Source organism: Legionella moravica DSM 19234, assembly GCF_000423305.1.
Classification (GTDB): domain Bacteria; phylum Pseudomonadota; class Gammaproteobacteria; order Legionellales; family Legionellaceae; genus Legionella; species Legionella moravica.
Window position 1 is genome coordinate 83,322 of record NZ_AUHS01000011.1, and the last position, 12,938, is coordinate 96,259.

Consider the following 12,938-nt stretch of genomic DNA (forward strand, 5'->3'; position numbering starts at 1 on the left):
AAAATATTAACGATGGAGTGTATCATGTGCCGACTCGTTGCGTATTTAGGTCGTCCAACTTTATTGGAAAATGTACTAGTCACACCTAAGAACTCCATAATTATGCAGAGTCTGCATGCACGTGAAACCAATTTGCGAACCAATGGAGATGGTTTTGGGGTTGGGTGGTATGCTCCTGAAATAAGCTCGGATCCTGCTTTATTCACCTCTGTTTTTCCAGCATGGAATGATAGAAATTTGTTGAATTTAACAGCCAAAATTCAATCTCCCTGTTTTTTTGCCCATGTTCGCTCTGCCAGTGCTGGCGGAGTGACTAATTATAATTGTCATCCCTTCGTCTATGGGGATTGGATGTTAATGCATAATGGTGAAATTCACGATTTTATCAACGTGAAACGGCATATAAGGCATTTATTGGATGATGATATTTACCACTGGGTTAAAGGTGAAACGGATTCCGAGCATTTATTTGCGTTGTTTTGGCAACTTGCCAAAGGGCGCGATTTAAGTCAGATGACCGTGGTTGCAGACGTTTTACAGGAAACGATACTTCGCGTAGAGGATGTCATCAGAGAGTTCGGTCATCCTGGTGTTTCTTATTATAATGTATGTCTAACCGATGGGAAAAGAATCATAGCAACGCGATATACCAGTCATAAAAAGAAAAAGCCATTAACAATGCATTATCTGGTTGGTTATGTTTTAGCGACTCATGGCCTATGGATAAAAGAAGAAGGAAAACCGGCTTATATAGTCGTTTCCTCTGAAAAATTGAATGATTTGGCTGAGGGTTGGGAAGATGTGCCTGAACATCACATGCTGCTGATTGATGAAAATAAGAACATTCAATTGCGCCCTTTCTAAACAATAGGATAAACTATCGTCCCTTAATCCTTTATTGAGAAGATTATGACTAAAGAAGAAATGATGTGCCGTATCATTCGTTTTGTTACCAAGAAGCCTAGTGCGAAAAAAACCTGTTGCAGATAATGATTCCAAGCCTTCATGATCTGAAACGATATAAGAATCAGAATGTAATTAATTATTTTTGCTACCATCATCCGGAGTGTTCCCTGGATGATGGGCAGTGTTTATTTGAAGATTTGTTATCCTGGCTGTGGTTAAACTATCAACGTTCTAAAAACGGCAAACTGACTTATCTTTTTGGTCCTTTATTGGTTCTGGACGAGATGTGGCATATCTTTATATTGCACACACGGGATTATATTGATTTTTCCATGCATTATTTTGGTGAGTACATTCATCACGAGATAGAACCCATAGGCTTTGAGCATATTATTGAAGAAGACGAATTAACTGATTTTCTGCATGATTGTTTTGAATACCTCGATCAGGATTGGGTGGCGAGGCGATTTTCAAGTGCTTTAACTGATCAAACTGGATAATCAGATGGGCTTTGTTCACGATCCATCCCTTTTTATTTCCAGCATTCTTTTCAACCGTATTCAGTAAACTGTTTTTCATGTACAGTACGGCCAATTGATATGGGGCTAAATGCCCGAAAACAGAATGAGGTACAAGCACATGTTACACATTGCACTTTATCAGCCTGAAATTCCCCCTAATACGGGCAATATCATTCGATTATGTGCAAACAGTGGCGCCCAGCTTCATCTGATTCATCCTTTAGGTTTTGAATTGGATGATAAACGGATGCGTCGAGCTGGTTTGGATTATCATGAATGGGCTTCGGTTCAACAATACGCGGATTGGAATGATTTTCAGGAACAGCATAAGGGACGCAGGATATTCTGTTGTACTACCAAGACGGACCAGAGTTACAGTGAAGTGCAGTATCAACCAGATGATATATTATTATTTGGACCGGAAACTCGAGGTTTGCCTGCCGAAATCAGAACTCAGTATGCATCCATTCGCATTCCAATGGTTGAGAATAGCCGTAGCCTGAATTTATCCAATGCAGTGGCTATCATTTTATTTGAAGCCTGGAGACAGCTCAAATTCGCTTGAATTAAGCCCCTAAAGCATGGTGGTTAATCGATCTGGAGTGCTACTCTTCTGCTGTCGGAAATTTAAGCCAGGATTAAATCTCTTGTTCGCCATTGGCAAGATGTAGCAACGCTTTGCGCAAGGGTTGATAAGAGCACTGTTCACTTTCACGAATAATTGACGCTTTGGCTTTTTCTGTTAATTCATGAGAAGAATGTAGTTGTTTGGTGCTTTGTACGATCGGCTCAACCAGCTGGATTTTGATCGATGTGAGTTGGTACATGCCCGCTTCTTTTCTTAATTTGTCGCGTAGTTCGGGTATGGCATAGCGTAATTGTGATGCCCATGCTGCATTGGAAGTGGTGAGCGTCAGGCAACCTTTTGAAAAGCTACCCACGTGACATGCAGAGGCCAAATTTTCAGGAAGGATTTGGGATACTTTTTTGGAGAGTTCTTCCAGTTGCATGGAGCGCTGGCATATGTCCAGAAGTTGTTTATTCAGGCATCTACTGATAATACGCATATTTTTATTCTCAAAATGATCGTGAACACAACTGTATTCCTATTCGGTTTGATAGTAACATAAAGAATAGAACTATCGCTAAATTTACTGTTTTATGTTTAGAATAGAACAGCAATATCAATAACGGCGTTTCTTTTCAGAGCATACATCAAGGTGGAAAATGGCTGAGACAAATACAGACAGTAACGTGATTTACTTTACCCGATTGCATTGGATTATATTTTTCGGGCCCATCCTAGGTTTGGTATTAGCAAGTGCACTTTATGTGTACATTGTTCAATTACGGCAAATTAGCCTCCTCTTGATTGTATTCGCCTTGCTTTGGATTTTGATGACCTGGGTTACCTATTATTTTTCCTCTATAACCATTAAAAGAAAACAGGTTATTTTACGCACCGGAATTATAGTCAGGCAGACTGTTGATATCCCTTTAAGTAAAATTGAAACCATTGATATTCGTCAATCCATTTTGGGAAGTATATTGCGCTACGGTGCATTGGTTATCACTGGAACTGGTGGAACACGCCATATAATCAATTTTTTGCACCACCCGTTAACATGCAGACGGTACATTGAGCAGTTGATGAATGAACCTCAATAAATGAATTTAAATGAATACTGGGAATGCGGATCACTGTGGTTGGTGGTGAACTGTATTTCTCTCTATAAGCTCTGTTAATCACTCGTTTGATCCGGGAAGTCTCCTAATGCTCCCTTATAAAAATCACTATTGGTTACATTAATTTCCCCTGAAAATGGGTAGTCAAAATTAAGCGCAAGAGCTAAATTGAAGCCCAATAACCCTGAAAAAAGCAATACAGGCGTCAGGTTAATGAGGTTGTCTCTTCCTCGGATCAAGCCCACTATAATGGCCAGGAATATCGAATAGACAAAAACGGTATCGATTAATGTTTTAGGAATAATGCTTTCAACTTTACTCAGCCTGTCTCTTCGGGATTGTAGAATGTAATTAACATTTGAGGTAAGAAGGGTGTGATAGAGTTTATCTTGATAAGTGATTGCCGGTAAATTTTGAATTTGAGAGTACAGCTTTTCCAGGCTATCCCATGCCGCAGGACTATCAAGCCCTTTACGCATGGCTTTCCATTCATCAACACGAACGTGGACTGTATAATCGGCGATGTTCTGTTTTAAGTTTTTTTGTTGTTCAGCTGGAAATGCCGCGATATTTCGAAGCATAACCGCCAGATAATAAGCCTCTTTAGAGGCGGCATTTCGGGCATCCTGCTGATAATTCCACGTATTGATAATAATAAACGCGAGCAAAACAAAAAAACCACTGGCTAATATGCCCATAAGTGTATTGGTTAGTTTGACATGCTCTTCACCAGCAGAGATATGAAACCAGGTATTTGAGATACGAGAAAACAGATAGGTAATCAGCATAAACACCAACATCAATAAAATGATTAACAAGTTAAACGGAATGATGTTGATGAGTTCTCTAAACATTAATTTCCTTCCTGTATCCTATTTTATCCCTGAGTTTCTATTCTTCCTTATGAGAATATCCACAGCCTTCACGTGGGCATAAAATTTGACGGCCAAATTTTTTACTTTCTTTTACAGTAAGTATAGGCCATGCACACTGAGGACAGGGTTTATCAATGGGTTCATTCCATAAAGCATAGTCACATTTGGGGTAGTCGCCACAAGAATAGAAAATTTTACCTTTTCTGGATTTTCGCTGTAGAATTTTCGCTTGATTGCATTTGGGGCAGACAACTCCGGTATCAGCCGGTTTTTCCAGCGGTTCCATATGTTTGCACTGAGGGTAATTGCTGCATCCTATAAATCGACCGTAACGTCCTGTTTTAATATGCAACGCACCAGAGCAAAGAGGGCAACTTCTACCTTCTACAACTTCCGGTTCAGTTTTTTCATTGTCTTGCCCCCCCATGTCCTGGGTGTAATCACATTCTGGATATCCTGTGCAACCAATAAACCGACCACGTTTACCAAGTCTTATGGATAGTGGTTTTTGGCATTTGGGGCATTGTTCTTCCAGGACTTCAGTCGTGACGTCCTTGCGTTGAACCTGTTCATCCGTATCCTGTATTTGTTGTACGAAAGGTTGCCAGAATTCTTCCAATACCGGGATCCACTCCTTTTCACCTCGTGCTACTGCATCAAGTGTATCTTCAAGTCCCGCTGTAAATTTATAATCAACGTACCGGGTAAAATAACTGGTCAGAAAACGATTCACTATGCGGCCTACATCAGTGGGCAAAAATCGTTTTTTATCTACCACTACGTATTCACGTTGCTGTAAAGTATGAATAATGGCTGCATAGGTAGAGGGACGTCCTATATCGTATTCTTCCAATGCTTTTACAAGAGTTGCTTCGGAATATCGTGGAGGCGGTTCTGTGAAATGCTGATTGGCTTCAATATCCGCTACTTTTACTTTTTCACCGACGGTAAATGGAGGCAATAGGCTTCCTTCATTATCATCATCTTTGGAATCATCTTTCCCTTCCTCGTATACAGTAAGAAAACCAGGGAATGTAACAGTTGAACCATTAGCGCGAAACAGAGTGCCTTCACCGCAACTAAAATCAACGGCAACAGTATCCATAACCGCATCTTCCATCTGGCAGGCTATAGTTCTCTTCCATATAAGGCTGTATAGTTTGAATTGATCAGTGGTCAATGCATCCTGAACCATTTCAGGGGAGCGTTTCACCGATGTGGGTCTAATTGCCTCATGAGCCTCCTGGGCGTTTTTAGATTTAGTCTTGTACACACGAGGTGCTTGAGGGCAATTATCTGCTCCATAGCGTTGAGTAATGTATTCTCGAATCTCATCTACAGCTTCAGTTGCCAGATTAACCGAGTCGGTACGCATGTAGGTTATAAGACCTACTGTACCCGTTCCAATATCGATACCTTCATACAGCTGCTGAGCCACCATCATTGATTTGCGCGCTGTGAATCCCAGTTTTCTCGCTGCTTCCTGTTGTAGCGTTGAGGTTATAAAAGGGGGAGAGGGTTTTCGTTTCCGTTGTTTCTTTTCGATCTGAGTAACTGATAAATAACCTTGAGCCTGTTTGATCAGCTCCTCTTTTATCTGATGTGCCTGATCTTGATTGGTGACGGTAAATTGTTGTATTTTTTCGTTTTTATATTGAGTTAATCTGGCTTCAAACCCTGTATTTGCATGATGACATTGAGCCAGAATTTTCCAATATTCTTGTGCTACAAACCGTTCAATTTCTTCTTCTCGCTCAACGATTAATCGAAGAGCCGGGCTCTGTACTCGTCCTGCGGAGAGTCCTCGACGGATTTTTTTCCAAAGCAGGGGTGATAAATTAAAACCTACCAGATAATCCAGTGCACGCCGTGCCTGTTGTGCATTGACTAAATCCATGGAGATGGTGCGTGGGTTATTGATGGCATCCTGAATGGCCGATTTGGTGATTTCATTAAAGAAAATCCGATGAACTGGTTTTTCTTTAATCAGGTTACGCTCTTTCATTAATTCAAATATATGCCAGGATATGGCTTCGCCTTCTCTATCAGGGTCAGTCGCCAGCAGTAATGAATCTGATTTTTTTAGTGCTTTGGCTATGGTTTCAATATGTCGTGCGTTCTTTTCTATGGGCGCATAAGTCATATTGAAGTGATTATCCGGATTCACTGAGCCTTTACGAGGAGGCAAATCACGCACGTGGCCATACGATGCCAGGACGTCATAATCGGTACCCAGATACTTTTGAATTGTTTTGGCTTTAGCAGGTGATTCTACGATCACCAAGTGTTTACTCATATGAAATAAACCTTTCCTTAAAATTGGTAGTATGCTCACCAAATGTTGACATCATAAATATTGGTGACTTGTTCTTAAAGATAATTAATTTAATGTTAGCTCATCTTCTTTTTGGTATAGCACAAGATCAAGAAAAGCCAACTGTTCTTCATCCATGTGGTTTTCCAGAACGTTTCTAATCGTCCATTTTGTTTCTTGTAATGTTACTATGCGCGAATCAGAGCCGTGTAATTGGTTGATTATTGTTTCAAACAGGTTTGTATCAATTATACCCCATAATTTCATTCGCATTAGAAATTGATAACTGGCTTTTGTCAATTTCATTTGTTCTTCATACGTGAAAATTCGTATTGATTGTTCCTGGGCTGTTTTGATAAATAAAGCCTGGTCTTCTGCATGCAGTATCTCATCATCTTCTGTGAGTTCCGGTACGCCTTGCTCATCGGACTTATGGCTTTTTTGGAGTTGAGTCAGGCTTGTTTCAAATAAATTCAATAACATTTCAAATAAGTTATCTTTCATATTAACACCTTATATAGCCACCAGGTACGGCCTTGACGGCACCTTTTAATTCTAAATCTGCAAGTTCACCAGTAACTTGTTCGAGAGTATATCCACTACGTACAATGATTTGATCGATGCTCGTCATTTCAAAGCCAATGAACTTTACTAGGTTTTCATTCCCGCTGGCAAGGGAAAAAAATGATTTATCATCAGTTAGTTGATGGGGTTCAATTCTCAATTCCTCTAATACATCAGATACTGAGGTCACCAGCTTGGCACCTTGTTGTAGTAAATAATGACAGCCTCGCGCTAACGGATTATGGATGGATCCTGGAATAGCCAATACATCTCTATTCTGCTCCAAAGCCATTTTTGCTGTGATTAAGGAACCACTTCTAATTGCCGCCTCAATAACCAATGTGCATAATGATAAACCGCTTATTATACGATTTCTGCGTGGAAAATGTCCAGCGATTGGTGGACTATTTAATGGGAACTCGCTGAGTAACAAACCATTTTGAGTAATTTGTTCTGCCAATTTGATATGCCGTCGAGGATAGATACAGTTTATTCCAGTACCTAGGACGGCTATGGTTTGTCCATGTGCTTCGAGACATCCGGCATGCGCCTGACCATCGATTCCCAGAGCCAATCCGCTGACTATGGTAATTCCATGGGAAGCAAGTGATTTAGCAAAACTTCTGGCATTTTCACTTCCGGTGATGGATGGATTGCGACTGCCAACTACGGCTAATTGGGGATGATCGAATGAAGATAACTGGCCTTTTGCATACAAAATTACAGGAGGATCGCTGATTTCTTTTAATAGCTCCGGATATTCCGGGGAATTCCAGGTTAATAAATGATGATCAGATGCGCCATTTTGCCAGGCTAAATCTTCTTGAATCTGATCCAGATTAAACTCTGTTATGGTTTGAGCCAATACTGAGGGTAAGCCCGCTTCCTCCAGAGCAGATTTTGAGAGATTAAAGAGTTCTGTTAAATCTGGCCACCTCTTAAGCAGTTTCCTGACAGTGCGGGGACCCACTTTGTTCATTCGGTTTAATGCGAGTAAAAAGGGTAAATTGTTCATGGGTTGGTAACTCTATCCATTAAGTATATGGCTCGGGTAGAGCGAACGACTAAAGCAAAACTGGTTTTGGTGAACGGACGAAATACCAAGGCCTCGCCGATGCGTTCGGGAGGCAGATTAATCGGGATCAGTGGATTTTTGGGATCACGAATGATTCGCTTTTTACCATAAATACCAAGAACATCACCCGCTTCTATTCCTGAAGTGACGCCCAGATTAATGACGATTACACCTCCCACCGCAACCTGACTGTTACCAGAAGGCATGCCGCCAGGCATTTCAATAATATAGCCTGAAACGGATCGGGAGGGTGATTTAGGCTCGAAGTAAAAATCAAATTCGGGACTGTTATTAATCAGTACCTTATCCATTTTTTTTATACCAACTCTAATGCTGGTGAGCAATAATGTTGCTGGCTCGCCACCGGCAACCAATTCACCGTACCCAACCAGATTTGCGTTAAAACCTAACAGCTCATTAGTGATTGGATCGATGTAATTTTTTCCGCCTCTGAATATCGAGTACGCTATGCTACCCCCCGGTGGCATTTCAGTAGAAGGGTGTAATCCTTTGACATAGACTTGAGCGCCTTGCCCTCCTAGCATATGCTCTCCCATGAACGCAACGACATAAGGCGCTCGGGTCAGCACGTCTTCATCAAGTACTAAGGATTCATCTAAAAACGGTCTTATATCCACCAAGGGTATTGTCGGAATCGCTTCGTCAGCCTGACGAGGCCGAACTCTGGGAGATAGCTTGATTGTTCCATTAGACAGTACTCTGATGTACGGTTGATTTTGGAAATAATCCAGAATTAAAACGGCCCCAGGGTATAAACGATTAGGATTCTGGATATTGGGGTTGGCTCTCCATAATGATTTCCATTCCCATGGATTTTTAAGGTATTTGTTGGCAATACTCCATAAACTATCCCCATGTTGAACAACATACCGTTGGGGAGAGTCTTCTCGCAGGCTTAATGCATGGTTTAAAGGGGATAATAAAAAACATAATAAAATGAGCAAATATCTCATGTATCAATCCTTTGTCTGGCCTTTGCGTCTTCTGAAACGTTTACCTATCTCTAAATTCAGGTCCAGCTCTGCACCCCATCGTTTCGTGGTTAGACCGTCTAGTCCAGAATAAAAGCTCTAAAACACTGGATACCAAGGTCAAGCCAGGGGACGTTGACAGCGATGTAATTAAGAGACAGGGCATCTTGCAGCATTACTGTATATGGGGGATAATATCATGACTTTGATGTGGAGAACCAGATTACCAATGGCTATTAGAAAGATTCTTTATTTACCCGATGAACGTTTAAGAAAGATTGCACAGCCTGTTGTAAATTTTGATGACAGTTTGCAAACTTTGATTGACGATATGTTTGATACCATGTATCACGCACGGGGGGTAGGTCTTGCTGCTCCACAAATTGGAGTGAGTTTGCGTTTATCGGTAATTGACATTATCGGAGATAAAACGCAACAGATGGTTATTATTAACCCGGAAATAGTATCCGCTCAGGGTGAAAAAGAATTTGAAGAAGGCTGTTTGTCCGTCCCCGGTGCATATGACACCGTAATCAGGGCAGAAAAAGTTACAGTCAACGCACTGGACAGATTCGGTAATCCTATTGAAATATCCGGCGAAGGTTTACTTGCTGAATGTTTACAGCATGAAATTGATCATCTAAACGGTAAATTGTTTGTCGATCTGTTGTCTCCTTTAAAAAGAATGATGGCTCGTAGAAAACTGGATAAATTCAAGCGTCAGCAAGCTCGCAAATCATGAGTGGATTAACGATAGTTTTTGCAGGTACTCCTGAATTTGGACTCCCATGCCTGGACGCTTTAAGCCAGTCATCACATTCTGTGACAGCGGTATACACACAACCGGACAGGCCGGCGGGGCGTGGCCGAAAAATGCAGGCTTCTGCGGTCAAAGAATGGGCTATAGCGCATCAGATTTCAGTTTATCAACCACTTAATTTTAAAAATCCCGAAACCATTGCAGAGTTGGCCGCATTAAAACCGGATGTGATGATCGTCATTGCTTATGGGCTCATATTGCCAAAAGCCGTATTGGATATTCCTCGATTGGGATGCATCAATGTCCATGCGTCCTTGCTGCCCCGATGGAGGGGGGCTTCTCCAATTCAACACGCTATTTTACATGGTGATGAGCGATCTGGAGTAACCATTATGCAGATGGATGTCGGTATGGACACAGGCGATATGTTAGCTGCAGTTGATTGTCCTATTACTTCGACCGATACTGCAGGCAGTCTGCACGATAAGCTCGCTCAGTTGTCTGCCCAGCCTTTATTATCGACTTTGGCCGCATTAGCCGCTCACAAAGCGCATCCTGAAGCTCAAAATAATGAGTTAGTAACCTATGCTGGTAAAATCAATAAAGAAGATGCGAGAATCAATTGGCATGATTCCGCACAACAAATTGATTGTACCATTCGAGCGTTCAATCCATGGCCAATTGCTTACACTCATGTTGGGGATGAAATACTCCGCCTTCACAAGGCACAGCCGTCCGACACCATCAGTTCAGAAGCGCCAGGCACCATTCTTCATTTGGATAAAAAAGGAATGTTGGTTGCTACAGGAAATAAATCCATCCTGATTGAAGTTATTCAATTTCCTGGAGGAAAAGCAATTTCAATTGCTGACTGGCTGAATTCAGGGAAAACCCAATTGCATGCAGGTTTAGTGTTGTAATGAAAAATAATGAACGGTTACAGGCGTTAAAGATTTTAACCGCATTAATGGAAGAAAAATCCTCCTTATCCCAATTGATGCCTGCTTCGGCAGATCTATCGCCTATGACCAAAGAACTGTGTTATGGATTTTGCCGTCATTATTTTCGCTTGGAAGCAATCGCTGATTATCTGGTAGATAAAAGGCCAAAATCAAAAGAGGTCTGGATTGCATTATTGATGGGGCTTTATCAACTGCACTATATGAATAAGCCTGATTATGCTGTAGTCAAGGAAACTGTCGCACTGCTTGAAAAAATAAAAAAAGTATGGGCAAAGGGCTTGCTCAATGCCGTTCTGAGAAATTTTTGCCGCCAACACCAGGAAATTATAGCCAAGCTGGGATCCCATCCCGGTTTTGTTTATGGACAGCCTCAATGGTTATTACAACGCTTAAAGGCCGATTGGCCAAGTGAATGGCAAGCTATCGCTCAAGCTAATGATGAACATCCTCCAATGACCCTCAGAGTCAATACCTCAAAAATATCAGTTGAAGAGTATTTAAACGAATGTGCCAAGATTGGAATTGAAGCCTATGCTCATCCAGTTGCTGCTCAGGGAATTACATTGATTGCTCCATGTGACGTACATCAATTACCCGGTTTTGCGGATGGATTAGTATCCGTTCAGGATGCGGCTGCACAACTGGCGGTATCTTTGCTGTTACTAAAACCTGATCAGCGGGTACTGGATGCTTGCTGTGCTCCGGGGGGTAAAACCTGCCACATTTTAGAAGCAGAGCCTGAACTGGCCCAATGCGTTGCCCTGGATGTGGATGTAAAACGTCTTAAGAGAGTTCAGGAAAACCTGGATAGATTAAAACTTAAAGCCACTTTAGTGCAAGGTGATGCTTCAATGCCCCAGACCTGGTGGGATGGAGCGCTCTTTGATCGCATCCTTCTGGATGCCCCTTGTTCAGCAACAGGTGTCATACGCCGGCATTCGGATATTAAATTACTGCGAACCAATGAAGAAGTGCGTGCTGTATCTCAAACGCAACATGCTTTATTGCATGCTTTATGGCCATTACTCGCTCCGGGCGGTATTATGGTTTATGCCACCTGTTCGGTTATTGCTGCTGAAAACGAACTCAACGTTGCGGAATTTGTGGCTGCACACCCTGATTGCCAGGTTGCACCGGGTAACTGGTCCTGGGGTCGAAAAACTGGCCATGGTCAGCAGATTTTGCCAGGAGAGCAGGGTATGGATGGTTTTTTTTACAGTGTACTCGTTAAATCGGACTTGGGCCGCTGACTCTGATTCATCGCCACGATTCAACGATCCAATTAAAATAAAGGATGATCCATGATAATCAATTGGCCACTTATTATTGTTTTGTTTTGCTTGTGTATTCCGGGTGTCTGCATTGCAATGTCCCGGCTAGTTTATTTTCTATTGCCGCATAATAGTGATGCTTTAAAAAAACGATTGGGTCGATTCGCAGTGCTGCAAACCCTGTTTATGGTGGGTGTTATGGCCTTTGCGGGATCAGTATTGTCCGGACAAACCGGTTTGAACGCCCCTTTGCTGGAAGCCCTTTTAACAGGTAAAGCGGGACTGGATTCTTTTCAATCCATTGTACTGCCTACATTTCTATATACCCTGGTCGGCTCCGTTATTTTTTTTGTGTTTTATTATGGAATCGTCGCTTCCATCCTGGATGAACATAGTTTTCAAATTTTAGCAAAATTGCGAGCAGCTCTAGGCCTTGATGGCTGTGTTCTTTATGGTGGGGTGGTAGAGGAAGTCATCGTTCGATGGGGGTTAATGAATGTGGTGGCTTACTTTGGCCTGATGTTTGCCAAACAAAGAAGTAATACAGTAATCGTTACTTCAATCATACTTAGTGGTTTTCTTTTTGCTGTCGGACAAATTCCTGCTTATATTGCCGCAGGATGTATTGCAAGCAGACGTTTTCTTTACTCCCTCGTATTGCTCAGTCTTTGGCAATCACTGCTTTTTGGTTTCTTATTCTGGCAATACGGGTTGATTTCTGCAATTCTGGGTCATATGCTATTTCATCTAGCCTGGGGCTTTTATGATAAGCAGTAAGCACGAGTTAGGCGTGTGTATATTTTTGTGTCCAATTACTTAAATTGGTCACATACTGCTTCTTAATCATCTCTCTGACAAAATCTCTCGGCATGACTGCTGTTGTTGTGCGATTTAGACATAGTGATAACCAGTGTCGGGTACTATTGTAATACCGGTGCGATCTCTTCTTTGTATTTATTGCCCACAGTGTTTTGAGTATCCATCGATTGATTAAACCGGCAATTAATGCTTT

The 12,938-nt window shown here is 41.7% G+C and carries 14 protein-coding genes; 8 read left to right on the plus strand and 6 right to left on the minus strand.

Annotation, left to right across the window (positions count from 1 at the left end; genetic code table 11):
- Positions 1 to 24 precede the first annotated feature (24 nt).
- From G543_RS0102835 to trmL, 3 genes are all read left to right on the plus strand, one after another.
- Complete coding sequence (locus G543_RS0102835; RefSeq protein ID WP_028383185.1) at positions 25 to 864, plus strand: class II glutamine amidotransferase; 840 nt, start codon at positions 25 to 27, stop codon at positions 862 to 864.
- 125 nt (positions 865 to 989) lie between these two features.
- On the plus strand, positions 990 to 1,406 hold the full coding sequence (locus G543_RS0102840) for a glycine-rich domain-containing protein (RefSeq protein ID WP_028383186.1): 417 nt from the start codon (positions 990 to 992) through the stop codon (positions 1,404 to 1,406).
- A gap of 139 nt (positions 1,407 to 1,545) precedes the next feature.
- Positions 1,546 to 1,992, plus strand: a complete 447-nt coding sequence (gene trmL, locus G543_RS0102845) for a tRNA (uridine(34)/cytosine(34)/5-carboxymethylaminomethyluridine(34)-2'-O)-methyltransferase TrmL (protein WP_028383187.1) — start codon at positions 1,546 to 1,548, stop codon at positions 1,990 to 1,992.
- A 73-nt stretch (positions 1,993 to 2,065) separates the two neighbouring features.
- Here the strand turns inward: trmL and G543_RS0102850 are convergent, their stop codons facing one another.
- Complete coding sequence (locus tag G543_RS0102850; protein ID WP_028383188.1) at positions 2,066 to 2,494, minus strand: DciA family protein; 429 nt, start codon at positions 2,492 to 2,494, stop codon at positions 2,066 to 2,068.
- Positions 2,495 to 2,654: 160 nt separating this feature from the next.
- Between G543_RS0102850 and G543_RS0102855 the strand changes: the two genes are divergently transcribed.
- Entirely contained in the window at positions 2,655 to 3,095 is a 441-nt protein-coding gene (locus G543_RS0102855) for a PH domain-containing protein (RefSeq protein WP_028383189.1), read from the plus strand.
- 74 nt (positions 3,096 to 3,169) lie between these two features.
- Here G543_RS0102855 and G543_RS0102860 read toward each other — a convergent pair whose 3' ends face one another.
- The 5 genes from G543_RS0102860 to G543_RS0102880 form a co-directional block, all read right to left on the minus strand.
- Positions 3,170 to 3,967, minus strand: coding sequence for a bestrophin-like domain (locus G543_RS0102860; protein WP_028383190.1), 798 nt, complete (start codon positions 3,965 to 3,967; stop codon positions 3,170 to 3,172).
- A 37-nt stretch (positions 3,968 to 4,004) separates the two neighbouring features.
- Positions 4,005 to 6,284, minus strand: coding sequence for a type I DNA topoisomerase (gene topA / locus G543_RS0102865; RefSeq protein WP_028383191.1), 2,280 nt, complete (start codon positions 6,282 to 6,284; stop codon positions 4,005 to 4,007).
- Between the two features lie 84 nt (positions 6,285 to 6,368).
- Positions 6,369 to 6,806, minus strand: a complete 438-nt coding sequence (locus G543_RS0102870) for a DUF494 family protein (RefSeq protein ID WP_028383192.1) — start codon at positions 6,804 to 6,806, stop codon at positions 6,369 to 6,371.
- 1 nt (position 6,807) lies between these two features.
- Positions 6,808 to 7,881, minus strand: coding sequence for a DNA-processing protein DprA (gene dprA, locus G543_RS0102875; RefSeq protein WP_028383193.1), 1,074 nt, complete (start codon positions 7,879 to 7,881; stop codon positions 6,808 to 6,810).
- A complete protein-coding gene (locus tag G543_RS0102880) occupies positions 7,878 to 8,915 on the minus strand; it encodes a LysM peptidoglycan-binding domain-containing protein (RefSeq protein WP_028383194.1) in 1,038 nt (345 codons plus the stop codon). Before G543_RS0102880 ends, dprA begins: the two co-directional genes overlap by 4 nt.
- A 247-nt stretch (positions 8,916 to 9,162) precedes the next feature.
- Here G543_RS0102880 and def point away from each other — a divergent pair, with 247 nt between their 5' ends.
- Genes def through G543_RS0102900 form a run of 4 tightly spaced genes read left to right on the plus strand, consistent with a single transcriptional unit; the run spans position 9,163 to position 12,703 of the window.
- Positions 9,163 to 9,675, plus strand: coding sequence for a peptide deformylase (def, locus tag G543_RS0102885; protein ID WP_028383195.1), 513 nt, complete (start codon positions 9,163 to 9,165; stop codon positions 9,673 to 9,675).
- Positions 9,672 to 10,613, plus strand: coding sequence for a methionyl-tRNA formyltransferase (gene fmt / locus G543_RS0102890; protein ID WP_028383196.1), 942 nt, complete (start codon positions 9,672 to 9,674; stop codon positions 10,611 to 10,613). The genes def and fmt overlap by 4 nt, the downstream gene beginning before the upstream one ends.
- Positions 10,613 to 11,905 (plus strand): 16S rRNA (cytosine(967)-C(5))-methyltransferase RsmB, encoded by a 1,293-nt coding sequence (rsmB, locus tag G543_RS0102895; protein ID WP_028383197.1) that lies wholly within the window; start codon positions 10,613 to 10,615, stop codon positions 11,903 to 11,905. The genes fmt and rsmB overlap by 1 nt, the downstream gene beginning before the upstream one ends.
- Positions 11,906 to 11,956: 51 nt before the next feature.
- Entirely contained in the window at positions 11,957 to 12,703 is a 747-nt protein-coding gene (locus tag G543_RS0102900; protein WP_028383198.1) for a CPBP family glutamic-type intramembrane protease, read from the plus strand.
- The last annotated feature ends 235 nt before the right edge of the window (positions 12,704 to 12,938 follow it).

Coding starts and splice junctions, on each gene's coding strand:
- trmL (WP_028383187.1), top strand. CDS start 1,546: ATGTTACACATTGCACTTTATCAGCCTGAAATTCCCCCTAATACGGGC.
- def (WP_028383195.1), top strand. CDS start 9,163: ATGGCTATTAGAAAGATTCTTTATTTACCCGATGAACGTTTAAGAAAG.
- G543_RS0102870 (WP_028383192.1), bottom strand. CDS start 6,806: ATGAAAGATAACTTATTTGAAATGTTATTGAATTTATTTGAAACAAGC.
- G543_RS0102840 (WP_028383186.1), top strand. CDS start 990: ATGATTCCAAGCCTTCATGATCTGAAACGATATAAGAATCAGAATGTA.
- rsmB (WP_028383197.1), top strand. CDS start 10,613: ATGAAAAATAATGAACGGTTACAGGCGTTAAAGATTTTAACCGCATTA.
- G543_RS0102860 (WP_028383190.1), bottom strand. CDS start 3,967: ATGTTTAGAGAACTCATCAACATCATTCCGTTTAACTTGTTAATCATT.
- fmt (WP_028383196.1), top strand. CDS start 9,672: ATGAGTGGATTAACGATAGTTTTTGCAGGTACTCCTGAATTTGGACTC.
- G543_RS0102880 (WP_028383194.1), bottom strand. CDS start 8,915: ATGAGATATTTGCTCATTTTATTATGTTTTTTATTATCCCCTTTAAAC.
- G543_RS0102835 (WP_028383185.1), top strand. CDS start 25: ATGTGCCGACTCGTTGCGTATTTAGGTCGTCCAACTTTATTGGAAAAT.
- G543_RS0102900 (WP_028383198.1), top strand. CDS start 11,957: ATGATAATCAATTGGCCACTTATTATTGTTTTGTTTTGCTTGTGTATT.
- topA (WP_028383191.1), bottom strand. CDS start 6,284: ATGAGTAAACACTTGGTGATCGTAGAATCACCTGCTAAAGCCAAAACA.
- G543_RS0102855 (WP_028383189.1), top strand. CDS start 2,655: ATGGCTGAGACAAATACAGACAGTAACGTGATTTACTTTACCCGATTG.
- G543_RS0102850 (WP_028383188.1), bottom strand. CDS start 2,494: ATGCGTATTATCAGTAGATGCCTGAATAAACAACTTCTGGACATATGC.
- dprA (WP_028383193.1), bottom strand. CDS start 7,881: ATGAACAATTTACCCTTTTTACTCGCATTAAACCGAATGAACAAAGTG.